The sequence below is a fragment of the Streptomyces sp. RGM 3693 genome, from assembly GCF_050471125.1.
Classification (GTDB): domain Bacteria; phylum Actinomycetota; class Actinomycetes; order Streptomycetales; family Streptomycetaceae; genus Streptomyces.
The window spans coordinates 1,138,978-1,162,816 of record NZ_JBMPPQ010000002.1 but is presented as its reverse complement, the minus strand read 5'-3'; the positions used below and the strand labels follow the sequence as shown (position 1 = coordinate 1,162,816).

17 protein-coding genes and 1 pseudogene are annotated in these 23,839 nt (G+C 73.3%); 7 read left to right on the top strand and 11 right to left on the bottom strand.

Annotated features, from left to right (window positions below):
* Positions 1-4: 4 nt before the first annotated feature.
* Positions 5-880 carry a LysR family transcriptional regulator gene (locus ACO0M4_RS22570; protein ID WP_430372720.1) on the bottom strand — a complete coding sequence of 292 codons (876 nt, stop codon included), beginning with the start codon at positions 878-880 and terminating at the stop codon, positions 5-7.
* A gap of 121 nt (positions 881-1,001) precedes the next feature.
* Between ACO0M4_RS22570 and ACO0M4_RS22565 the strand changes: the two genes are divergently transcribed.
* Positions 1,002-2,276 (top strand): MFS transporter, encoded by a 1,275-nt coding sequence (locus ACO0M4_RS22565; protein ID WP_430372718.1) that lies wholly within the window; start codon positions 1,002-1,004, stop codon positions 2,274-2,276.
* On the opposite strand, the gene ACO0M4_RS22560 is transcribed toward ACO0M4_RS22565, so the two are convergent.
* Both ACO0M4_RS22560 and ACO0M4_RS22555 read right to left on the bottom strand, forming a co-directional pair.
* Positions 2,251-2,475, bottom strand: coding sequence for a DUF397 domain-containing protein (locus ACO0M4_RS22560; protein ID WP_430372716.1), 225 nt, complete (start codon positions 2,473-2,475; stop codon positions 2,251-2,253). The genes ACO0M4_RS22565 and ACO0M4_RS22560 overlap by 26 nt on opposite strands.
* Positions 2,476-2,854: 379 nt before the next feature.
* On the bottom strand, positions 2,855-3,316 hold the full coding sequence (locus ACO0M4_RS22555; RefSeq protein WP_430372715.1) for an ATP-binding protein: 462 nt from the start codon (positions 3,314-3,316) through the stop codon (positions 2,855-2,857).
* Between the two features lie 294 nt (positions 3,317-3,610).
* Here ACO0M4_RS22555 and ACO0M4_RS22550 point away from each other — a divergent pair, with 294 nt between their 5' ends.
* A complete protein-coding gene (locus tag ACO0M4_RS22550) occupies positions 3,611-4,462 on the top strand; it encodes a helix-turn-helix domain-containing protein (protein WP_430372714.1) in 852 nt (283 codons plus the stop codon).
* Positions 4,463-4,473: 11 nt separating this feature from the next.
* On the top strand, positions 4,474-4,668 hold the full coding sequence (locus ACO0M4_RS22545; protein WP_430372713.1) for a hypothetical protein: 195 nt from the start codon (positions 4,474-4,476) through the stop codon (positions 4,666-4,668).
* A 193-nt stretch (positions 4,669-4,861) separates the two neighbouring features.
* On the opposite strand, the gene ACO0M4_RS22540 is transcribed toward ACO0M4_RS22545, so the two are convergent.
* From ACO0M4_RS22540 to ACO0M4_RS22515, 6 genes are all read right to left on the bottom strand, one after another.
* Positions 4,862-7,129, bottom strand: a complete 2,268-nt coding sequence (locus ACO0M4_RS22540; RefSeq protein WP_430372712.1) for a hypothetical protein — start codon at positions 7,127-7,129, stop codon at positions 4,862-4,864.
* A 39-nt stretch (positions 7,130-7,168) separates the two neighbouring features.
* The gene (locus ACO0M4_RS22535; RefSeq protein ID WP_430372710.1) at positions 7,169-8,182 is read right to left on the bottom strand and encodes a nucleoside triphosphate pyrophosphohydrolase; all 1,014 of its coding nucleotides are present in this window, start codon (positions 8,180-8,182) and stop codon (positions 7,169-7,171) included.
* A 129-nt stretch (positions 8,183-8,311) separates the two neighbouring features.
* On the bottom strand, positions 8,312-8,953 hold the full coding sequence (locus tag ACO0M4_RS22530; RefSeq protein WP_430372709.1) for a SurA N-terminal domain-containing protein: 642 nt from the start codon (positions 8,951-8,953) through the stop codon (positions 8,312-8,314).
* 221 nt (positions 8,954-9,174) lie between these two features.
* Entirely contained in the window at positions 9,175-10,926 is a 1,752-nt protein-coding gene (locus ACO0M4_RS22525) for a protein kinase domain-containing protein (protein ID WP_430372708.1), read from the bottom strand.
* Positions 10,923-11,546 (bottom strand): hypothetical protein, encoded by a 624-nt coding sequence (locus tag ACO0M4_RS22520; protein ID WP_430372706.1) that lies wholly within the window; start codon positions 11,544-11,546, stop codon positions 10,923-10,925. The genes ACO0M4_RS22525 and ACO0M4_RS22520 overlap by 4 nt, the downstream gene beginning before the upstream one ends.
* Positions 11,547-11,761: 215 nt before the next feature.
* A complete protein-coding gene (locus ACO0M4_RS22515; protein WP_430373898.1) occupies positions 11,762-13,882 on the bottom strand; it encodes an N-6 DNA methylase in 2,121 nt (706 codons plus the stop codon).
* Positions 13,883-14,172: 290 nt separating this feature from the next.
* On the opposite strand from ACO0M4_RS22515, the gene ACO0M4_RS22510 reads away from it, so the two are divergent.
* Entirely contained in the window at positions 14,173-14,967 is a 795-nt protein-coding gene (locus ACO0M4_RS22510; protein ID WP_430372705.1) for a DUF4190 domain-containing protein, read from the top strand.
* Positions 14,968-15,084: 117 nt separating this feature from the next.
* On the opposite strand, the pseudogene ACO0M4_RS22505 reads toward ACO0M4_RS22510, so the two are convergent.
* Positions 15,085-15,440, bottom strand: a pseudogene (locus tag ACO0M4_RS22505) (GmrSD restriction endonuclease domain-containing protein); the annotation flags it as partial.
* Positions 15,441-15,723: 283 nt separating this feature from the next.
* Between ACO0M4_RS22505 and ACO0M4_RS22500 the strand changes: the two are divergent.
* Entirely contained in the window at positions 15,724-17,190 is a 1,467-nt protein-coding gene (locus ACO0M4_RS22500) for a DUF2079 domain-containing protein (protein ID WP_430372704.1), read from the top strand.
* A 167-nt stretch (positions 17,191-17,357) separates the two neighbouring features.
* Positions 17,358-17,894, top strand: a complete 537-nt coding sequence (gene cpt, locus ACO0M4_RS22495; protein WP_430372703.1) for a chloramphenicol phosphotransferase CPT — start codon at positions 17,358-17,360, stop codon at positions 17,892-17,894.
* A 229-nt stretch (positions 17,895-18,123) separates the two neighbouring features.
* On the opposite strand, the gene mfd is transcribed toward cpt, so the two are convergent.
* Positions 18,124-21,660, bottom strand: a complete 3,537-nt coding sequence (gene mfd, locus ACO0M4_RS22490; RefSeq protein WP_430372702.1) for a transcription-repair coupling factor — start codon at positions 21,658-21,660, stop codon at positions 18,124-18,126.
* Positions 21,661-22,024: 364 nt separating this feature from the next.
* On the opposite strand from mfd, the gene ACO0M4_RS22485 reads away from it, so the two are divergent.
* Entirely contained in the window at positions 22,025-23,686 is a 1,662-nt protein-coding gene (locus ACO0M4_RS22485) for an MFS transporter (protein ID WP_430373897.1), read from the top strand.
* The last annotated feature ends 153 nt before the right edge of the window (positions 23,687-23,839 follow it).

The following is a 23,839-nucleotide window of genomic DNA, read 5'->3' as shown; positions in this document are numbered from 1 at the left end:
GGCCTCACCCCGTCTGCACGCCCAGCCCCGCCAGGAACGCCGCCGCGGCCGGCGACGGCCCCAGTCCGCTCCACACCACCCGCTCGGTCCGCTCCGGCGCCGGCCGCACCCGCACGAGGTGCAACCCGGCCAGTTTGCCGGCGAACACCTCCGGCACCATGCCGATCCCGAGCCCGGCCCGGACCAGCCCCGCCAGGAACTCCACCGTGGTCACCTCGAACGCCACCTCGGCCGTCAGCCCCGCCGCCCGGAACACGTCCTCGCGCTGGCGCCGCGCCGCCGAGCCCTCCGCGTAGTCGACGAAGGTCTCCCGCGCCACCCGCGCCAACGTCGTCCACTCGCGCCCGGCCAACGGATGCTCCGGCGGCACCACCACGACCAACTCCCCGCGCGCCAGCACCTCCTCCCGCACGCCGACCGTGCGCGCCCCGGGCACCAGCCCGACGAACGCCACGTCCAGCGCGCCCTCCCGCACCCGCTCGATCAACGGATCGCTCATGTCCATCTGGAGGCTGATCCGCACCTTCGGGTACTTCGTACGGAACGCGCCCAGCTCACGGGCGAGATCGACCGCCCCGACGGTGGAGATCGCGCCCACCGCCAGCCGTCCGCGCACCTCGCCGGTCACCGCCTCCACCTCCGCACGGGCCCGCTCGGCGGCCTGCAACGTCTGTCGGGCGACCGGAAGGAACGCTTCCCCGGCGGCGGTCAGCCGCACGCTCCGGCTCGTCCGGTCGAAGAGCCGGGCCCCCAGCTCCTTCTCCAACCTCGCGATCTGGTGGCTGAGCGCGGACTGCACCACATGGCAGCGCTCCGCGGCCCGGGTGAACCCGCCGGTCTCGGCGACCGCGACGACGTACCGCATCTGCTGGAGCTCCATGCGCGTGATCGTAGGCACGCACCGCCCCGCCACCATCCAGCGCCATCCATCGCGATTCACGATCGATGCAATGAAAACTATGTGTTGGACCGATGGATGGCTCGAACGGGACGCTGGCCGCATGAACACCGCCGCGCACGCCGCGCACCCCACGGCCGGACCGCACCCGGGCTCCGGAGGCCCTCCGGAGCCCGGAGCGGAGGCGCCGGCACCCCGGTTGGGCCGCGGCACCCTGCTCCTGATGTCCGTCGCCACCGGCCTCTCGGTCGCCGGCAACTACTTCGCCCAGCCCCTCCTGAACGTCATAGGCCACGACCTCCACCTCTCCGCCGGCACCACCGCCCTGGTCGTCACCGTCGCCCAGACCGGCTACGGCCTCGGACTGCTGCTCCTCGTCCCCCTCGGCGACCTCCTGGAACGCCGCCGGCTCGCGGTCGTCCTCTGCGCCCTGACCGCCGCCTTCCTGACCGTGACGGCGAGCGCCCCGAACGCCGCCCTGCTGCTGACGGGCACCGCCCTCACCGGCCTCACCTCCGTCGCCGCGCAGGTCGTCATGCCGTTCGCGGCGACCCTGTCCGCGCCGGCCGAGCGCGGCCGGACCATCGGCACCGTCATGACCGGCCTGCTGTTGGGCATCCTGCTGGCCCGCACGGCGGCCGGTCTGCTGGCCGAACTCGGCGGCTGGCGCACCCCCTACTGGGTCAACGCCGCCCTGATGCTCCTGATGGCGGTACTGCTCCGCCTCCGCCTCCCGGCCCTCCGCACCACCGCCGGGCTGCGCTATCCGGCCCTGCTGCGCTCCACCCTCGCGCTCTTCGCCCAGGAGCCGGTGCTGCGCTGGCGGGCGGCGCTCGGCGCCCTGACCTTCGCCGGCTTCAGCGCCCTGTGGACGGCCCTGGTCTTCCTGCTCTCCGGCCCCGCGTACGGCTGGCAGGAATCGACGATCGGGCTGCTGGGGTTGGTCGGCGCGGCCGGTTCGCTCGCCGCCTCGACGGCCGGACGCCTGGCGGACCGGGGGCTGGCGCACCGCGTCACCGGCGTCAGCGCGTTCCTGCTCCTGGGCTCCTGGGGCCTGCTGGCGGCCGGCGGCGCGGGCGGCGCCTGGTCACTCGCGGCCCTGCTGGCCAGCGTGATCGTGCTCGACCTCGCCGCCCACGCCATCCACGTCAGCAACCAGAACCTGGTCTACGGCCTCCGCCCCGAGGCCCGCAACCGCCTCAACTCCGCCTACATGACCAGCTACTTCGTCGGCGGCGCGGTCGGCTCCGCCCTGACCTCGATGGTCTGGGGCCTGGGCGGCTGGGCCGGCGTGTGCGCCCTGGGGGCGGGGCTGGCGGTTGCCGTGGTGGGGGTGTGGGTGGCGGAGTGGCTCAGGCGGAGAACTCCCCGCGCCTGACGGTCGAGACGAAGACCGACCAGCTTTCGGGGGAGAACGTCAGCGCGGGCCCGGTGGGGCGCTTGCTGTCGCGGACGGGGATGTCGGCATGGCCGCGGGCGACTTCGAGGCAGTTGCCTTGATTGCCGCCGCTGTAGCTGGACTTGTACCAGCCGGTGAGCGTGGACGAGTCGTAGACGGTGTGCTCACTGCTGACCATGTGCGTGTTCCTCCGCTACAGCCTTGACGAGGGCCAGTGACTCCTGATGCGACAACGCGTCGCTCAGAGCTAGAGCGTAGGCCGTTTGGCCGGCACCCACCGGAGCCGGATCATCCATGAGGTTCCCGGTCACGAAGCCCTCTACGTAGGCCACCGGAACCGAATCCTTCACGGGCGGCGCGGTCGGCTCCGCGCTGACCTCGATGATGTGGGGCCTGGGCGGCTGGACCGGCGTGTGCGCGCTGGGGGCGGGGATGGCGGGGGCCGTGGTGGGGTGTGGACGGCCGAACGGGTGCGGCGGACGCGGGGCGCGCGGGCAGCGGCCAGCCCGTCGGGATCCCCTGCCTGAGCGGCCCGCGCTCCGCTTCTTCCCCTCTTTCTAGTGCAGCGGCATCCCGGCCACGACGGACTTCCCGCACGGGCGCCGCGGCACCACCGCCCAGGCAGCGGCGACCGCGTCCACGAGGACCAGCCCCCGGCCGCCGCAACCGGCCTCCGGGCCGGACGCCCTGATCACCGGGCGGCCGTCTCCCGCATCGGACACCGCCAGCCAGTAGTGCCCGTCGGCGGGCCAGAGGAACAGTTCGACCAGTTGGTCCTCGTCATGGAGCGCGCCGTGCCGCACGGCGTTCGTGACGAGCTCCGAGGCCAACAGGACGAGGTCGTCCGCCAGTTGCGGGGAGCAGTCGGCGGGCAGCGCCCCGGCCACGGCCCACCGGGCGCGCCGCACGGAGGCGGCGGTGGCGGGGAACGTCCAGCGGGAGGGAACCGTGGGCACTCGGGGCTTGGTCAGGGTTGCCGATGGCGGTGCGGACTGCGACGGAAACGGGATGACGGGCATGGTGGAACCCCTCAGTTGCGTCGGGTAGTTGGACGCGTGCACGTCACGCACGCGGTACGTACGCGCTCCGGCCGCACCGGTGGCCTGCCTCCCTGGGCGCGGGCACACGCACCCCAGGGCAGGCGGGCGTGCTCGCGCGGCGCGCTTCCGGTGGTAGCGGTGTGTATCTTGCGCAACACCGACCGTAAACAGCCGGTGGTAAATTTGCCACACACTTCGGCAAATGAACCACGTATTGGTGAACGCGCCTCCCTGAGCACCAGACTGAGGCGACGTCGCATGGAGGGGGACGGCATGCCGCCGAGGACGATCCCGACGGAACGACAAAAGCGCTTGGGAAGCGAGTTGAGGAGGCTGCGCACCTCAGCGGGCATGTCCGCCGAACACGCAGCCGGCCTGCTGGGTGTCGACCGAGGCAAGATCTCCAACATGGAGTCGGGCGTGCGCGGCATCAGCGCCGAGCGCCTGCGCACACTCGCGTGCAACTGCGGCTGCACCGACGAGAAGTACATCGAGGCACTGGTCGCGATGGCGCAGCCGGGCGGCGACGGCTGGTGGGAACGCTACAGAGGCAGCTTGCCGCAAGGGCTGCTCGACATCGCCGAGTTGGAAGACCAGGCAGTGCGTATGCGGGTGACCAACACAGTGCACATCCCTGGCCTGCTTCAGACTCCCGACCACGCGCTCGCCGTGTTCCGCGTTGCAGTGCCTGCCCTGCCCGAGCACGAAGTTGCACTTCGCCTCGCTCACCGCGCCGAGCGCCAACAGGTGATCACCCGTGATGATCCGGCCGCCTATGTTGCCATCGTCCACGAGGCCGCGCTCAGGATGCAGTTCGGCGGCCGCGAAGTCGCACGTGCGCAACTGGACCACTTGCTCACCATGTCGGATCGACAGAACATCCGCCTCCTCGTCATCCCGTTCTCTCGCGGCGCCTTCCCCGGGGCCGGGCAGAACGTCATGTACGCCGAGGGCCCCGTAGCGCAGCTCGACACCGTCCAGGTGGACAGCACGCATGGCCCCGATTTCCTCTACGCCGAGGGACAGTTGGCGAAATACCGAGCCCAACTCGACTGGTTGGAAAAGTTGGCTCTGCCACCGGAGCGGTCTCGCGACTTCATCCGCAAGGTCGCACTCCAACTATGAGGAGAAGTTCCATGACACCCAAGATCACCTGGGAAGAGCCCTTCTGCGCGGAAGGCAACTCCTGCTTCCGCCTCGGCACGGACCCCGAAGGCAACGCCTACATCGCCGTCAACGGCGAAGAAGACCGCTACCTCACCGACTCCATAGACGCCCTACGCACCCTCATCCAGGACATCAAGGCAGGCAAGGCAGACCACCTGCTCTAGCCCGCGATGCCGTCCTACCGACCGGCACCCGGCTGCAAACGGCGACCGACTCAGGAGGATGGCCAGGTTGGAGAAGAGGATCGAGGTGGAGCGTAAGCGGCGACTCCCGGACGGCGGGGCGGGGCGCGTCCCGGCCGAGCCGACGGGCCCGGCTCACGGCCCCGCATCCCGGGCGGGGCCGTGAGCGGGGGCACTACTCGACCGGCCCGGTGCCGCCGCTCTTCGGCTCCGGGGCCGCCCCGAGGGCCCGCTTCGCCCCGGAGTGGCCCAGGGCCGCCGCCTTGCGGTACCAGGCGGTGGCCTGGGCGTCGTCGCCGGCCTTCTTGTGGAGCTCGGCGAGGCGGAACGCGCCGTAGGCGTCGCCCTGTTCATAGCCCTTGAGGTACCAGGGGCGGGCTTCGTCGGGGCGGCCGTGCTCTTCGAGGAGCACGCCGAGGTTGGACGCGTCAAAGCCACGCCGCTCGGCATCGTCCCGGAAGAACTCCACGGCCCGTTCCACGGTGTCGACGCTCAGGGGGTCCAGGAACTCGGCGGCGCGCGCGTCCCCCGAATCGGCCGCACGCCGCAGCCAGACCTCGGCGACCTTACGTTCATGCCACAGCAGGTGGATGATCCCCATGCTCCTCGCGATGGGCTCGTACTGGGCCCAGGCCGCGTCCAGGTAGCTGTAGAAGGCGTTGTCGACGTCGCCCCGGGCGAGCCGCAGATCGCCGAGCAGCTGCGCGGCCTCCGGACTCCCGTGCCCCGCTCCTGCCGTGAACCAGCGCTCGGCCCGTGCTTGCAGCAGCTTCCCCAGTCGCGTGGCCGCCTCCGCGTCCCCGGCCTCGGCGGCCGTCTCCAGGAAGGGCTCCGCCGCCCGGTCCTCACCCCGCTCGGCGAGCATCCGGCCGATCCGGCCGGCGGACCGGGTCTCCCCGGCCTCCGCCGCCTGCCGGAACCACTGCTCGGCTTCTTCCCCGTCCCCCAGCGACTCGGCGAGGAGACCGAGGGCGTGGAGGGCGGTGGTGTCCCCCTCGTCCGCGGCGCGCCGGAAGGCGTCCCGTGCCGCTGCCGCGACCTCGCCGTAGTCGTACGCCGGATCCGTCCGGGCCGTCTCCAGGGCGCAACCCCACACCGGGCCGGGGACGGCGGGCAGTTCGTCGTGCCGGGCCGCCGCCTCGACGAGGATCGGCGCGGCCCGCCAGGTGTCCCCCGTGACGCGGACGAGGAGCGGCAGCAGGCCGTGGCGCCGTGCGACCGCCCAGGCGAGGGCGTCCTCGGCCGACTCCCGCTCCAGGCCGGTCACGTCCGCGTACCCCTCGTGGACCTTGAGGAGGAGGTCCATGGGGAGCGGGCCGGTGAGGCCGCAGCGGGCCAGGTCCAGGGCGGCGCGGACCAGGGCGTGGCCGCGCGGGTGGCGGTCGGCGCGGCGGGCGCGCCACCATTCCTCCCAGAGGCGGGGGGCGAGGGCGAGGTAGGCGGGGGCGCCTTCGGGGCCGCCGGAACGGGTGGCCGCGGCCAGTCGGGGGTCACCGGTGAGGTGGGCACAGCGCTCGACGCGGGAACGCTCCGCCGCGCTCCATTCCCGCGGCAGCTCGACGGTGTACGCGAGGTCGAGGACCCGGCCGCGCGGCTCGGCCCGGCAGGCGTCGTAGGCGTCCTCGCGCATGGTGGCGAGCACGACGACGCGCAGGGCGGTCAACTGGGCGAGCAGGCGCGGCTCCAGTCCGCCGTCGGCGTCACCCAGGTATCCATCGAGGTCGTCGAGCCAGACGGCGTACCGGCCCGGGCGCCCACTCAGCACGGCGGGCAGCCCGCGCAGGTCCGCGCCGCGGGCGGGGGCGAAGACGCGGAAGCCGGCGAGTCGTTCCGTGAGCGCCGTCAGCGCCGAGCGGGACTTGCCGGCGAACGGCTCGCCGAGTACCAGCACCATCCCGCCGGCCGAACGGGCGTGCTCCAGCGCCGTGTTGAGGTCGTCGTCGCGCTCGCGCAGGACGTACGGCGGCAGCGCGGGGTGGCCGGTGACGCGATCGGCGGGGCGCACCCCGAACGGGATGGGGTCGATGTCCCCGGCCGTGGGCCAGCTCGCCGGGTCGGGGAGGGTGCCGGCGAAGCCGGAATGCGTGAGGGTGATGCCGCTGATGGTGTTCGCTTGGATCACGGGGCCGTGGGTGGTGCCGCCGGAGACGATGTTACGGACGGCGGAGGGCCTGGCGGGGCCGTTGAACTCGGCGGGGCCGAGCGACTCGGCGGAGGCGGAGGTGGGAAACTCGCCCACGAGGGAGCGGAGTTCGGCGGTGGCCGCAGGGTCGCGGTCCAGCAGGCTGCGCAGGGCGGCGAGCCACCAGGCGTTCGCGTGTGACGGTTCCTCGGGCGGGCGTCCGTCAACGAGGCCCAGAAAGGCGGCTGCCGTCCGCGCGCTCGGCCCGCTGGCCGGGTTCGCGAAAAGCGAGGCCGCCCGCTTCACCAACTCCTCGTCCATCAAGCCCCTCCCCCTCAACTCCCGTTGCCCCCAACGGTACTAAGCGTCACTCCCCTCAGCCGCCACCACCGCATCCCGATACGCCCGGGCCGCCGCCCGCAGCGCCGCCTCCGGGTCGACGCCCTCCGACTCGGCGCGGACGGCCAGCGCGAGAAGCTCGTAGCCGATCCCGGCTCCCGTCGGCAGCGGCACGTCCAGGCCCGCCGTCCGCACCCGGGAGGCGAGCTTGGCGGCCAGGGCGAGGCCGGGCTGGGCCAGCGGGACGCCTTCCGTGATGGACTCGCGCTGCTTCTCCTCGGCCTTGGTGCGGAGCCAGTGGGCCTTGACGTCCTCGGGGGTCTCGGCGGGCTCGTCGCCGAAGACGTGCGGGTGGCGGTGGAGCAGCTTCTCGACGATGGTGCCGGCCACGTCGTCGATGGAGAACGGCTCGTCGGGGTCGTCCTGGGCGATGCGGGCGTGGAAGGCGACCTGGAGGAGGACGTCGCCGAGCTCCTCGCGGAGCGCTTCGCGGTCGCCCTCCTCGATGGCCTCGACCAGCTCGTACGCCTCCTCGATGGCGTACTTGGCCAGGTCGCGGTGGGTGCGGATGCTGCTCCACGGGCACGCGGCGCGGATCTGGTCCATGACCTGGACGAGGTCGAGCAGGCGGGCGCCGGGGAGGTCGTAGGAGCCGGGCAGGAGTTCCAGGTCGGGCATGGTCTCGCGGCCGGAGCCGGCCAGCCGGGCCAGTCCGTCGGTGAGGGCGCTCTCGCCGTCGGCGGAGGTGAGGACGACGGCGGTGCGGTCCCCGGGGACGACGTCGTCGACCAGCTCGCGGGCGGTGGGGGCGGCGGTCTCGACCGCGATGCCGGCCTCGCGGAGGTAGGGGAGTTGCGGGTGGTGCGGGTCGGCGCAGAGCACGCGGTCGGCGGTCCGCAGGGTCTGCCAGGCGGGCCAGGACAGCAGGCCGGGGGCGACCCGGTGGCTGGTCGTGAGCAGGACCAGGCGGCCGGTGCCGGGGCGCTCGGGGTGGGGCGCGGCGGCGGAGGCGGCGTCTGGGGCGTCAGGGGTCACGTAAACGAACGTAACGCACGCCGCTGACAGTGCCGGGGGTCCCCCGGTCAGTGCCCCGGCCCGCGGCCCGGCCCCGGGGCGGGCCGGGGCCGGGCCGCCGCCCCACCCCGCCCCGAGGAGGCCCGGTGGCTATGCCTGCTGTGGTTGGGCGGTGGCCGGCACGATCCACGGGTCCTTGGTCTCGCCGAGGATGACCTCCTGGTCGTCCCACTTGCCGAAGCGCGGGTTGACGTCGACCCGGAGGGCACGGGAGGTCTTGGACAGCGCCTCGACGAGCTTGCGCTGGCCGTCGGGGCGACCGCGGTCGGCCCGGAGGTGCTTGGCGAGGCCGTCCAGGAGGAGCTGGTTGCGGACCACCCCGTCGATCCGGTCGGGGGCGATGCTCTGCTGGAGCCACATCGTCCGCAGTCGGGCGGCGCCGCCGGCCCGGTCCTCCACCGCCGCCCGGGCCTTCTGGATGTCGGCGCGGGTGACCGTCACGCCGGCGTCCGCGGCGGCGCGGGCCAGCACCTCGTCGAAGATCATGCCGTTGAGGGTGGCGAGGCTGAGCCGGCCGGTGTTCGCGATCATCTGCTTGCCTTGGGGGGACGCGGCCTGTGCGGCGCGGACGTCCTTCACCCGGGCCTGGAGTTGGGCGACGGTGATCCGCTTGCCGTCCATGACGGCGGCGGCACCGGGGTGGGCGTCGGTGCCGCAGGCGGTGAGCAACGGGGTCGCGGCCAGCAGAGCGGCGGCGGCGGAAACGGAGAGCGCTGTCCTACGGCGGAACACATGGCCTCCCGGCAGATCGGATCGTGCGACGGAGTGACGACCTAGTACGGAATGACGACCTACTTGCGACCTAGCTACGACCTTGAATGATCGATGCTAGGGAGTCGACGTGGCCCGGGCCACCGCTTCGGCCAACGAGCCGCGTCGGGGTCGGTTCCGGCCGGGGGCGGGCGTCCCGCCCGGGTGGCTCACCCGGGCGTCGTGCGCGCCGTCTGCCCGCGTCAACCTTGCATCTGCCCCAGCCAGTACAGGGTCCGGCGGATCTCCGTGGGGAAGGCGTGGTGCGGGCCGTGGAGGCGTTCGGCGTCGTACAGGAGGCGGGAGAGGGTCTCCTTGGCGGCGCCGTGTTCGCCCTGGGCCAGGAGCAGGTGGCCGATGGAGCGGCGGATTTCGAGCGGGCGGACGGGGTCGTCGGCGTAGTGCTCGAAATACGGCAGGAGGGCCCGGTACTCCTCCAGGGCCTGGGCGACCTCGCCGAGTTGTTCCAGGCACTGGGCGGCGTCGTGGTGGAACTGGAGGGCCTGGCGGGTGGCGCCGGCGCCGGACTCCTTGGCGTACTCCTCGGCCAGGATGCGGAGTTCGGGCAGGGCGCGGCGGTACTGGCCGTCGTCCATGAGGGTGGCCGCGTACTGCTTGCGGAGGGTGCGGACGACCGGGGAGTGCGGGCCGTGGCGTTCGGCGGCGGCCGGCAGGATGCCGCCGAGGATGTCCACGGCGCGGGTGATGCGGCCCTGGTCGAGGAGGTGTTTGACCTCGTCGACGGCGGCGGCGACGTCCGGTCCGGCGGGGGCGGAGGTGCGCGGGTCGGCGGCGGGGGCGGAGCTGCCGGCCGGTTCGAACGAGACCGAGCGCTTGGGGACGGCCGCCAGGGAGCTCCAGGGGGCGTTGCCGGCGAGGGAGGCGCGGGGGTCCGGGACGGCCCGGGCGGCGGCGTGCGCCGGGTCGGGGACGCGCGGGGTGGCCAGCACGGTCGGTGTCGGTGTGGGAGGTGGGGCGCCGCTCGCGCGAGTCGGCCAGGGGGCGTGCGGCTGGCGGAACGGGCGGGTGGGGTCCATGGGGGCCAGCGGGGGGTGCGGGTGGTAGCTGCCGCCGCGCAGCGGCGCCGTTGAGGGGTGGTGGTCGGGTGACGGGTGGGAGGCGCTGGGCAGGAGGGGGGCGAGGGCCGCGTAGACCTCCTGGGCGTCGGCGGGGCGGGCCTGGGGGTCCTTGCGGAGCAGGTGCAGGACGAGCGCTTCGAGGGCCTCGGGGACGTCGGGGCGGAGCCGGCGGACCGGGACCGGTTCCTCGTGGAGGTGGCGGTGCAGGACGCCCAGCGCGGTGGAGCCGGCGAACGGGACCTCGCCGCTGAGGAGTTCGTGCAGCAGTACCCCGAGGGCGTAGAGGTCGGTGTACGGGCCGACGGCGCCGCCCATGGCTTGTTCGGGTGCCATGTAGGCGGGGCTGCCGATGGGCGAACCGGTGTGGGTGAGGCGGGTGGTGTCGGTGTCCAGGGCGGAGGCGATGCCCAGGTCGAGGACGACGACGGAGCCGTCCGGCCGGATCATCACGTTGCGGGGCTTGAGGTCCCGGTGGACGATCGGCACCGCGTGCACCGCGGCCAGGACGGCGCACACCTGGGCGGCGACGGAGACCGCCCAGGGCCAGGGGTAGGGGTCGTGCTCGGCGAGGTGGTCGGAGAGGTCGGCGCCGTCGACGTACTGCATGACCAGGTAGAGGTCTTCGTCGTCGCTGCCGGCGTCGTGGACGGTGACGAGTCCGGGGTGGTCGACCTGCGCGGTGACCCGGCACTCGCGGACGAAGCGGCGGCGCATCTCCTCGCCGTCGGGGGTGCCGGCGACCCGGTCGGGGCGGAGCAGTTTGACGCCGACCCGGCGGTCCAGGCGGCGGTCGTAGCCGATCCAGACCTGGCCCATGCCGCCCTGGCCGAGCAGGGCGGAGAGTTCGTAGCGGTCGGCGATGACCCGCCCGTTCACCGGCCCTCCTGGCGGAGGTAGTCGCTGAGTTCGTCGAGTTCGGCGCGAACCTGGTCGATGCGCTGGGGTTGCGGACGGGGGCCGGGTGCCGGGTGAGCGGGCGCGGGCTGCGGGGGCAGTCCGGTGGCGGTCGTGGCGTACGGGTTGACGGGGGCGGGGCCCACGACGGGGTAGGGCTGGGTCTCCTGGGCGTGCAGCGAGGGGTGGGGGTGGAGGGGCGGCGGGGCCGGGGCGTAGGGGTGGAGCGGCGGCCCGGCGGGGTAGGTCGGCGGGACCGGCCCGGCGAAGTGGGGGCGCGCGGCGCGGATGTCGACGAAGAGGTAGTACGCGACGACCGCGGCGATCTGGAGCAGCAGGAGGGCGACGCCGAGGTTGGTGCGCCAGTCGGTCTCCGGGAAGCTGACGATGAGCACGCAGGTGCCGAGGAACAGCGCCAGGTCGCCGGCGAAGAGCCACCAGCCCAGTGGTCGGCGCTGCACGATCGCGGCCCGCAGCATCGCGGCCCAGGCCAGGAAGCCCAGGCTGAGCACCGTGGCGGCCACGAAGACCACCCGCAGTGCGAGGACCGTCCCGCGCGCCGGGGGACGGTGCGGCGTCGGGGACGGGACTGGGCCGTGCATCACTGCTCCTGACGGATCGTTCGTGGCCGGGGCCGGGCCGGGTGGCCACGGCGGCCGTGTGCGCCACCGTGGGTCCGTCGGTGCGCGCACGTGTTGGCGAGCGTATATACGACAGCGAACGCGTGTGCAAGGTTGTACGAATTGCGACGGACAATCTGCCGGCCCCCGCTGCCGGCCGGCCCGGGACGGCTGTCCGACCGTCCCGGGTCCGGGGCTCAGTCCGGCGCGACCGAGCCGTCGGTGAGTCCGTCGTGGAGGCCCTGGACCAGTTGTTCGCCGAGCCGGGAGGCCAGCCGTAGGGCGTTCTCGAAGGTGGCCAGGTCGGCGAACCGGCGGCCGTAGCGGCGCTGTTCGGCGAGTGGGAGCCGGGGCAGTTGGAGGCGGCGGACGTCGAGCCGGGTGGCGGTGGAGGCGTAGCTGCTGGCCTGGCGGTTGTTGGCGGTGCCGCGCAGGAATCCGGCCAGGAACCAGGGGTCGAGGGCGGCGGTGTCGGGCCGCAGCAGGGTGAGGTTGCGGCCCAAGGCGGTGCCGGCGGTGGTCTCGTCGACGACCCGGGCGGTGGCGCCGCCGCCGAGGACCGGGACGATCACGTCGCCCTCCTGGACGAGGACGGGCTCCTCGGGGGGTGTGCCGGTGGGGGTCTCGGGGAGGGTCCCGGAGGGCGCGAGGCCGCCGATGACGTCGTGGTCTGTGAGGACCGCGGGGGCCGCCCCACCGGGGGCGGTGGTGCCGGCGCCGCCGGTGCGCAGGACGAGGGCGCCGGTGCGGGCGAGTTCGCCGACGGTGGTCAGCGGCCAGCGGGCGGCGGGCGGCTGGGGGGCGGTGGCGTCCGCGCCGGGGTGCGGGGTGAGTGCGGTGGTGCGGGCCAGGGTCGCGGTGAGGCGGTCGTGGACCCGGGCGAGTTCGGCGGGGCCGCCGGCCGCGGCGGGCGGCGGCAGGTGCCGGGCGGGGGCCAGGTCGACGTCGTCGCCGAGGAGGTCGATGGCGGCCAGGGAGCGCCGTACGCCGGGCACTTCCTCGATGCCGCCGTCGCGGTCGAAGTCCCGCCAGGCGTCCACGGCGGTGGCCCGCACGGTCTGCCAGTCGAACTTGTCGCGGCCGGCGGTGGGAGTCCCGCCCGGCTCGAACGAGGCCGAGGGCTTGGCGGCCGGGGCGGTGTCGACGACGAGCAGCTGTGGGACGGGTGAGGGGGTGCCGCCGGGCTTGCGCAGCACCCACAGGTGCAGCGGGATGTTGTTGGGCGGGGCGGCGCCGGCGGGCAGGGCGATCACCGCGCGCAGGGCGCCGCGGCGCAGCAGGTCGGCGCGGATCCGGCGGCCGGAGCGGCGGGAGGCGGCGGCGGGCGGCATGAGGAGGACGGCGGTGCCGCCGGGGCGCAGCCGGGCCAGGGCGTGCTGGACCCAGGCGAGCTCGGATTCGGTGCGGGCCGGGAAGCCGTACTCCCAGCGGGGGTCGTAGGCGAGTTCGTCGTGGCCCCAGTTGCGTTCGTTGAACGGCGGGTGGAGGAGGACGGCGTCGGCGGCGAGCTGCGGGAAGGCGTCGGCGCGCAGGGTGTCGGCGGCCCGGACGCGGACCTCGGCACCGGGGGCTTCCAGGGCGAGCCGGAGTGCGGTGAGGGCGGCGAGGTCGGGGTCGGCGTCCTGGCCGTGGAGGGTCAGGGGGGCGGCGTCGGGTGCCGGGTGGGAGAGCGGGTGGGCGGCGGCCAGGAGTCCGCCGGCGCCGCAGGCGGGGTCCAGGACGGTGGTGGGCGGGCCGGCGGATGCGGCGAGTTCGGCCATCAGGGCGGCCGGCCCGGGCGGGGTGAGGGTGTACTGGCGGGGGTTGGCGTCCAGGTGGCGGCCGAGCAGGAAGCCGTATGCCGCGGCGGCGCCGTCGGTGGTGGCGAGGTCGCCGGCGGCGCGGACCAGGGCAGCGGAGTGGGCGAGCGCCGCGCGGGTCAGGCCGCGCACCGGGTGCTCGGGGCCGAGCCGACCGGTGAGGACGGATTCCAGCATGGCGGGCAGCACGCCGGTCAGTTCGGTGTCGTCGGCGGCGCCGCGGAGTTCGCGCCAGGCGGCCGGTCGTTCGTGGACGAGCAGCAGGACGGCGCCGACCTGGCGGAGCGCGGCGGCGGCTCCGGCGGGGTGGCCGACGAGTTGCTGCCAGACCCGTTCGCGGGCCGGGACCTCGGCGAGTTTGCCCTGGTCGCGGAGCCATTGTTCGACGTCGCGGAGGGCGAAGGCGGGGCTGGTCTCGGTGCCGCCGACGGGTTTGGGGAAGTCGGCGTGGCGGCGCCGCCAGTTGCTGACCGCGGCCCGGCCGACGCCGGCGAGCCGGGCGATGCCGGCGGCGGTCACCTCGGTCGGGCGGCCGTCCGCCCCGCTGTCTGCGCTGGTGTCCGTAGCGCCGCGGCCCGCGCTGTCGTCCGTCGCCTTCTCCGGCACCTGTGTGGCTCCTGTCCTGATGACCCCGTGACCTCAGTGTGACCTCTGTGTTGACGAGCATACCCATGCACCACGAACAGACCCCTTCACGTCGTGAACCACGGCGTTTCGTGAACTCGTGTTGACTCGGTTCACAGCCTCTGCTGTTATTGGCCCACCGATTCGACCGAACGCAGTCCAGCGCCCGGAAGGGGCCCCTTCGCATGTCCCAGCAGATGCAGTACCAGCCCGTCCCGGAGGGGGCGCCCGGCATGCCGACCCCCGGCCACCACCAGGCGGCCCGCAACGGCCTCGGCATCACCGCCCTGATCCTCGGCATCATCGGCGCGCTCAGCGGCATCCCGATGATCCTGTTCTGGCTGGCCGGACCGCTCGGTCTGCTGTCGCTGATCTTCGGCTTCGTCGGCCTGAGCCGGGTCAAGAAGGGCCAGGCGACCAACAAGGGCGTGGCGCTGACCGGCACGATCCTCGGCGGCCTCGCCCTGATCCTCGCGATCGTCGGCGTCATCGTCACCGCGCTCGCCGTGAACAAGGCGGTCGACGAGATCAACAAGCAGGTCAACGGCTCGCAGGCGCAGCCCAAGGACGGCGGCAAGGCCGACAAGCCCTACGGGCCGGGCGACGCGGCGACCTACCCGGACAAGGGCCTTGAGGTGAGCGTCGCCAAGCTCTCCCCGTACACGGTCGGCGACATCGTCTCCGGCCACACCGCGGGCAACAAGGCGTTCAAGGTCACCGTGCAGATCAAGAACAAGGGCAAGGCCGCCTTCAACCCGGCCCTGACCCAGATCAAGGCCAAGACCGGCACCGACGGCCGCAAGGCGGAGCAGATCATCGACGGCAAGATCGGCATCGGCTTCGACGGCTCCATCGCCCCGGGCGCCACCGCCACCGTGGACGTCGCCTTCGACGCGCCGCCCACCGCCAAGGAGCTCGACGTCGAGGTCGCCCCGGACATCGACCTGCAGGGCGTCCACTGGAAGCTGCCGACCAGCTGACCCGAGCGGCCCAGCCCCGGCCGGCGCCACCCGAAAAGAACGCCCTCCGACGGCCCCTGGCCCGGATCCGCGCCCCGCGCGATCCGGGCCAGGGGCCGTCTTTGCGTAAGCCGGCGGCTATTTCGTCGTGAAGCGCGCCGGCGCCTCGGTCGGCGTCCCACCGCCCGGCAGCGCCTGCCGCGGGCAGGAGTTGAGCACCTTGGCCATCGCGTCCTTCTCCGCCCGCGTCACCCACAGCCCGTACTTCTTCTTCACCGCCACCTGCCGCGCGACATACGTACAGCGGTAACCGGCGTACGGGGGCAGCCAGTCCGCCGCGTCCCCGTCGCTCTTGCTGCGGTTGGCCGACGCCTCCACCGCGATCAGGGAATGGGGGCACCTCCCATGCCCTTAAGGCATGGGGGAGGATCGTTCGCCAACGCCACCCGCTTACGCGCCGGCCACTGCCGCGCACCCGTCTGCCACGCGTCCGCACCACCGCCACCCCGGCCGCCGTGGCCGGAGCACCCGGTGACGGTCAGCAGCGCGGCCAGGGCGGCGGCACCAACGGCCCGCGGCACGAGGGGCGAACGGCTCGCGGCGGGGCCGTGCGGGCGGGCGGACGGGGCGGTCCGTATCACGTGGGGGATCCAATCCGAAAAGCGTGGCAACAGGGTTGCGGGACAGATGAACGAGGAGACGGGCCGGCCGGCGAACACCGGACCGACCCGCACCCCGATTCGGATATCTTTTCGGAAATCGAGAGTGAGGACGCGCATGGACACGGCCGCAGCAACCGCGGCGGACGGCCGCCCCGGGCCGTCCCCCACCACCGCGTCCGCCCCGACGACCGGACCCGCCACCCCACCGGCATCCCGGCTCGCCGCGCTCCGCGCCCCGCGCCTCGACCCGTACTGGACCGCCGGGTTCTTCTTCCTCGCGTTCGCCGTGCTCTCGTACTGGCGCTACCGCACGCTGTCCACGATCTCCTGGGACCTCGGCATCTTCGAGCAGGCGATCCGCGGCTACGCCCACCTTCAGGCGCCCGTCGTCGACCTCAAAGGCCCCGGCACCAACATCCTCGGCGACCACTTCAGCCCCATCCTGGTGCTGCTCGCCCCCTTCTACCGGCTCCTCCCCTCCCCCCTGACCCTGCTCACCGCGCAGGCCGCGCTGTTCGCGCTCTCCGCGATACCCGTCACCCGCGCCGCCGCCCACCACCTGGGCCGCCGACGCGGGCTCGCCCTCGGCCTCGCCTACGGCCTGTCCTGGGGCATCCAGCGAGCCGTCGACTTCGACTTCCACGAAATAGCCTTCGCGGTACCGCTGATCGCCTTCGCCCTCGAAGCGGCACTGCGCGGACGCTGGAACACCGCGGTGTGCTGGGCCGCACCGCTGATCCTGGTCAAGGAGGACCTGGGCGTCACCGCCGCCGCCATCGGGGCGCTCGCCCTGATCCGCACCCGCCGCGCCGGCCCGCTCCCCCTCGCCCTGGTCGCCGTCGGCATCACCGCCACCGCCGTCGTCCTCGGCCTGGTCATCCCCGCCTTCAACGGCTCCGGCTCGTACGACTACTGGAACAAACTCGGCGGCCACGGCAACTCCGCCCCCGCCATACCCCTCGACGTCGCTCTCCGCACCCTGCTGTGGACCCTGCTGCCCACCACCGGCCTGCTCGCCCTCCGCTCCCCCCTGCTCCTCGTGGCCGCACCGACCCTCGGCTGGCGCTTCCTCTCCCACGAACCGCACTACTGGGGCACCGACTGGCACTACAGCGCCGTCCTGATGCCCGTCGTCTTCCTCGCCCTGGTCGACGCCCTACCGCGCGCCCTCGCCTCCCGACGGCCCTGGCTGCGCTCCTACGCCCACCACCTGCCGGCCGCCGTCCTGGCCGCCGCACTCGCGCTCACCACCACGCTGCCGCTGGCGCGGCTGACCGAGGCCGACACCTACCGCACACCGCCGTCGGTCACCGCCGCCGAGCGACTGCTCGACCGCATACCCGACGGCGCGACGGTGGAGTCCGACATCCGCCCGCTCAGCCACCTCACCGGCCGCACCCGCGTCTACTGGACCGGCGACACCGGCGGCCTGGCCCCCGACTACGTCGCCGCCCAACTCCACGACGACCACACCCCCGAACACACCCTGGCCGACGCCACCGCCCGCCACCCCAGGTCCACCTACGTCCTGATCGGCACCGCCGGGGACGTCGTGGTCCTGCACCGGACGTCGGCCCGATAACGACCCGGCCGGCCGGGGATCGGCCGGGGATCGGCCGGGGATCGGCCGGGTGGCGGACCGGATCGGCCCGGTGGCGGACCGGATCGGCCCGGTGGCGGACCGGATCGGCCGGGTGGCGGACCGGAAATCCTGTGCGCGCCCGCACCGGGCCCGCCTACGGTGACCCGATGACCACCGACGTCATCGTCCTCAACGGCGGCTCCAGCGCCGGCGTTTCCTCCCTCGCCCGGGCCCTCCAGAACACCCTCCCCCGGCCCTGGCTCACCTTCGGCGTGGACACCTTCGTCGACGCCCTACCGCCCGCCCTGACCTCCACACCGGACGGCCTGGCGGTGGCCCCGGACGGCGAGATCACGGTCGGCCCCGCCTTCCGCCGCCTGGAGTCCGCCTGGTGCCAGGGCATCGCGGCCATCGCCCGCACCGGCACCGGCGTCATCGTCGACGAGGTCTTCCTCGGCGGCGCCAGCGGCCAGGCACGGTGGCGCGCCGCGCTCGACGGGCTCGACGTGCTGTGGGTCGGTGTGCGGTGCGATGCCGCGATCGCCGCTGCCCGCGAACGGGCTCGCGGCGACCGCGTCCCCGGCATGGCCGCCGCCCAGGCGGAGCTGGTGCACCGGGGCGTGCGGTACGACCTGACGGTCGATACGGGGCGGATGGATGCCGTCGGGTGCGCGGGGCGGGTGGCCGCGCGCGTTGTCGGCTGACCCGGCGTTGTCGTTCTCCGCCTTCTTCCGCCTTCGGCGGAGGGGGTGTTGGGGTGGGGCCCCGCTGGGTGGTGGGTGGCGGGTTCGGGGGCTCCGGGGCGGGTTTCCGGACGTAAAGCGCAGCAGTCCGGAAACCCGCCCCCGCAGGCCCGCCCCCGGCACCCACCAACCACCAGGCGCCCCGCCCCACAGCACCCCCTCCGCCAAAGGCGGAAGAAGGCGGAACGGGTCACCCCAAGATCGTCGTCAGGAACTCCCCCACCCAGGCGAGCAACTCCCGCCCCACCACCGGCTTGCCGCCGATCCGGCCGGCCGTCGGGCGCGGCACCAGGATCTGCCGGGTGGCCGGCTTGAGGACCGTCCGCGGGTGCAGCCGCTTGAGGCGGAGCTCCTGCGATTCCCGCAACTCCACCGGGCCGAAGCGGATGTTGGAACCCTGGAGGGTGATGTCCGAGACGCCGCAGGCGCGGGCCAGCATCCGCAGACCGGCGACCAGGAGGAGGTTCTCCACCGGCTCGGGCAGCTTGCCGTAGCGGTCGGTGAGTTCCTCGCGGACCGCCGCGATGTCCTCCTCCGTGCTGGCCGAGGCGATCGCCCGGTACGCCTGGAGGCGCAGTCGCTCGCCCGGCGCGTAGTCGTGCGGAACGTGCGCGTCCACCGGGAGTTCGATCTTGACCTCCAGCGGGGGCTCCTCCGCGCCGCCCTCCAGGGACGCCCGGTAGTCGGCCACCGCCTCCCCGACCATCCGCACGTACAGGTCGAAGCCGACGCCCGCGATGTGGCCGGACTGCTCACCGCCGAGGAGGTTGCCCGCACCGCGGATCTCCAGGTCCTTCATGGCCACGTACATGCCGGCACCCATCTCGGTGTGCTGGGCGATCGTCGCGAGCCGCTCGTGCGCGGTCTCGGTCAGCGGCTTCTCCGGCGGGTAGAGGAAGTACGCGTAGCCGCGCTCGCGACCCCGGCCCACCCGGCCGCGCAACTGGTGCAGCTGCGAGAGGCCGAAGTTGTCGCCGCGCTCGACGATCAGGGTGTTGGCGTTGGAGATGTCGATGCCGGACTCCACGATGGTGGTGGAGACCAGCACGTCGAACTTCTTCTCCCAGAAGTCCACCACGACCTGCTCCAGTTGCGACTCGCCCATCTGACCGTGGGCGGTCTGGACGCGCGCCTCGGGCACGATCTCGCGGAGTCGGGCCGCGGCACGGTCGATGGACTCGACGCGGTTGTGGATGTAGAAGACCTGGCCCTCGCGCAGGAGTTCACGGCGGATGGCGGCGCCGATCTGCTTCTGCTCGTAGGGGCCGACGAAGGTCAGGACCGGGTGCCGCTCCTCGGGCGGCGTGGTGATCGTCGACATCTCCCGGATGCCGGTGACCGCCATCTCCAGCGTGCGGGGGATCGGCGTCGCGGACATCGTCAGCACGTCCACGTTGGCGCGGAGCTTCTTCAGCTGCTCCTTGTGCTCGACGCCGAACCGCTGCTCCTCGTCGACGATCACCAGCCCCAGGTCCTTGAACTTGGTCTCGGCCGAGAACAGCCGGTGGGTGCCGATGACGATGTCCACCGCACCCTCCCGCAGCCCCTCCAGGACCGCCTTGGCCTCAGTGTCCGTCTGGAACCGGGACAGCGCCCGGACATTGACCGGGAACTGGCCGTAGCGCTCGGTGAACGTGCCGTAGTGCTGCTGGACGAGGAGGGTGGTGGGCACCAGCACCGCCACCTGCTTGCCGTCCTGAACGGCCTTGAAGGCGGCCCGGACCGCGATCTCGGTCTTGCCGTAACCGACGTCGCCGCAGATCAGCCGGTCCATCGGGACCGACTTCTCCATGTCCTCCTTGACCTCGGCGATCGTTGTCAGCTGATCGGGCGTCTCCACGTACGGGAACGCGTCCTCCAGCTCCCGCTGCCAGGGCGTGTCCGGGCCGAAGGTGTGGCCGGGCGCCGCCATCCGCGCCGAGTACAGCTTGATCAGGTCGGCGGCGATCTCCTTGACGGCCTTCTTGGCGCGCGCCTTGGTCTTCGTCCAGTCCGCGCCACCGAGCCGGTGCAGCGTCGGCGCCTCGCCGCCCACGTACTTGGTGACCTGCTCCAACTGGTCGGTGGGGATGTACAGCCGGTCCCCGGGCTGACCGCGCTTGGCCGGCGCGTACTCCACCAGCAGGTACTCCCGGGTGGCGCCCTGGACCGTGCGCTGCACCATCTCGATGTACCGGCCCACGCCGTGCTGCTCGTGGACGATGAAGTCACCGGCCTGGAGGGTGAGCGGATCGATCTGCTTGCGGCGACGGGCCGGCATCCGGGCCGCGTCCTTGCCCGCGGCCTTCTGCCCGGACAGGTCCGTCTCCGTCAGCACCGCGATCTTCAGGCCCGGGTCGACGAAGCCGTTGTCGATCGAGCCGCAGGCCACATGCACCACCGACGGCTCGATCTCCCCGAGGTCGGCCTCCAGCCGGGCGGCGATGCCCTCCCCGCCGAGCACCTCGACCGTACGCGCCGCCGGGCCGTGCCCCTCGGTGACGAACACCGTGCGCCAGCCGTCCGCCAACCACTCCTTGGTGTCGGCCAGCGCCCGTTGCGTATCACCGCGGTACGTCTCCGGGGCGTGCATCCCCAGCTTGAGGGTGTCCCCGTCGGCCGCTTCCTCGTCCGCCGCGAACGGCGACACCGACCACCACATCATGCCCAGCTCACGGGCCCGGTCCCGGACGTCCGCGATGCCCCACAGGGACGCCGCGCCCACGTCGATCGGCGCCGCGCCACCCCCGGCACTGGCCGCCCAGGACGCCTGGAGGAACTCCTGGCTCGTCGTCACCAGGTCCGCCGCCCGGGTCCGCACCCGCTCCGGATCGCAGACCACCGCCATGCTGCCCTTCGGCAGCACATCCAGCAGCAACTCCATGTCGTCGACCAGCACCGGGGCCAGCGACTCCATGCCCTCGACGGCGATCCCCTCGGCGATCTTCCCCAGCAGCTCGCCCAGCTCCGGATGCTGCTCGGCGAGGTCCGCGGCCCGCGCCCGCACCTCATCGGTCAGCAGCAGCTCACGACAGGGCGGCGCCCACAGCCCGTGCTCGGCCACCTCCAGGGAACGCTGGTCGGCGACCTTGAAATACCGGATCTCCTCGACGTCGTCGCCCCAGAACTCCACCCGCAGCGGGTGCTCCTCCGTAGGCGGAAAAACGTCCAGGATGCCGCCGCGGACCGCGAACTCGCCACGCTTCTCGACCAGTTCGACTCGCGCGTACGCAGCCGCCGCAAGACCGTCCACGATCTCTTCGAGATCCGCCGTCTGCCCCGTCCGCAGACTCACCGGCACCAGCTCGCCCAGCCCCTTGACCTGCGGCTGGAGCACCGAGCGGATCGGCGCGACCACCACCGACACCGGGCCCGCCGTCGGGTCGTCCGCGGTCGGGTGCGCCAGCCGGCGGAGCACCGCCAGCCGCCGACCGACGGTGTCCGACCGCGGCGAGAGCCGCTCGTGCGGCAGCGTCTCCCAGGACGGGAACTCCACGACGGAGCTCTCCTCACCGGCCGGCATCAGCGACCGCAGCGCGGCGGCCAGGTCCTCGGCCTCCCGGCCCGTGGCCGTCACCGCCAGCACCGGGCGACCGGTCCGCCGCGCCAGCGCCGCCACCACGAACGGGCGGCCGGCCGGCGGCCCGACCAGGTCGACATGCGGCCGGTGCCCGTCGGCCGCGGCCTTGACCGCTTCGGCGAGCGCCGGGTCCCGTACGACGGCGTCGAGCAGACCACTCAGGCTCATGAAAAGGTTTCCGTCCCAGCGAGGCGAACAACGCGACCGGTCCGCCACCCCCTCGACAGCGCCGACGGGCGCACCCGGACCAGGGCTGACCACCTTACGCCGGACCACCGACAACCGGCCGCCGCAGCGGCCGCCCGCCGCCGTCCCACGCTGCGAGAAACCCCATTCCGCCCCGCCACCGCGCGTGCCAAGGTGTCACCGGAATCGTGCCGACTACACGTACCGCGTCGGCCACACCACACCAGGAGGGGGCCCGGTGAGCCGCACCACCCAGGACAGCCACAGCGCCGGCCGGAACGGCACCGAAAACCAGCCACCCGACAGCCCCACCACCGCCCGCCGCGGCCCCGTCATCGCCGCCCTCATGCTCGGCATGGCCCTGGCCGCCCTCGACTCGACGATCATCGCCACCGCCGTCCCCCAGATCGTCGGCGACCTCGGCGGCTTCGCCGTCTTCTCCTGGCTCTTCTCCGGCTACCTCCTCGCCGTCACCGTCACCCTCCCCGTCTACGGCAAGCTCTCCGACACCTACGGCCGCAAACCCATCCTGCTCGCCGGCATCGTCCTCTTCCTCATCGGCTCCCTGGCCTGCGCCGGCGCCTGGAACATGGGCTCCCTGATCGCCTTCCGCATCCTCCAGGGCCTGGGCGGCGGCGCCCTCCAAGGCACCGTCCAGACCATCGCCGCCGACCTCTACCCGATGAAGGAACGCCCCAAGATCCAGTCCAAGCTCTCCAGCGTCTGGGCCGTCTCCTCGGTCGCCGGCCCCGCACTGGGCGGCCTGCTCACCACCTACGGCGACTGGCGCTGGATCTTCCTGATCAACCTCCCCGTCGGCGCCCTCGCCCTCTGGCTGATCGCCCGCCACTTCCACGACACCCCCCGCGAGCGACCGGCCACCACCGGACGCCGCACCCGCATCGACTGGCCCGGCGCACTCGCCATCTTCGCCACCGGCGGCCTGCTCCTCACCGCCCTCGTCCAGGGCGGCACCGCCTGGCCCTGGCTCTCCCTCCCGTCCCTCCTCCTGCTCACCGGCAGCGCCCTGGCCGCCGCGGCCACCGTCCTGATCGAACGCCGCGCCACCGAACCGATCATCCCCGGCTGGGTCTGGCGCCGCCGCACCATCTCCGCCGTCAACCTCGCCCTGGGCGCCCTGGGCCTGCTGATGGTCGCCCCGACCGTCTTCCTGCCCACCTACGCCCAGGCCGTCCTCGGCCTCGGCCCGACCGCCGCCGGCTTCGTCCTCTCCGTCATGACCCTGAGCTGGCCGATATCCGCCGCCTTCAGCAGCCGCGTCTACAACCGCATCGGCATCCGCAACTGCGCCCTCCTCGGCATCGGCGGCGCCGCCCTGGTCCTGCTCGCCTTCCCCCTGCTCCCCTACCCCGGCGCCGCCTGGCAGCCCGCCCTGCTCATGCTCGCCCTCGGCGCCACGCTCGGCCTCTTCCAACTCCCGCTGATCATCGGCGTCCAGTCCTCCGTCGGCTACGCCGAACGCGGCACCGCCACCGCCTCCATCCTCTTCTGCCGCCAGGTCGGCCAGTCCCTCGGCGCAGCCCTCTTCGGCGCCATCGCCAACACCACCCTCAACGACCGCCTCACCCACGCCCCCACGGCCATCCGCACCGGCCTGCCGCACGACCTCGACGCCGTCTCACACGCCCTCCAACACGCCGGCGCACTCACCGCCCGCGCCGCCGACTACCTACGCCGCGCCGTCGACACCACCGTCGAACACGTCTACCTGGGCGCCGCGGCCGCCGCCGCCCTCGCCTTCCTCACCGTCCTGCTACTGGCCCCCCGCCGCTTCCCCCTCCACCCCGAATCCCACCCGGCCCCCACCACCACAACGAGCACACCAACCGACCACCCCGACACAACGGGAACAGCCGACCCGACCAGCCCGAAGGCCGGGGACGGGGACGGGGACGAGGACGGGGACGGGGCTAAAGGCGGGGACGCGATGAACGATGCGACCGAGGCGAACGGTGACGACAGCGCCGGTGCCCCGCCCACCAGCTGACTGCGTCTGCGTCCACGACCTCGACCTCGACCGCTACGGCGACTGCCGCTGCCGCTGCGGCTGCCGCCCGCCCCCCCACTCGCCGGGTTGATCACGCCCCGACCTACGACTCACATCAGCCGGGCCGGGACCCAATATCGGCCGGGCAGGGGG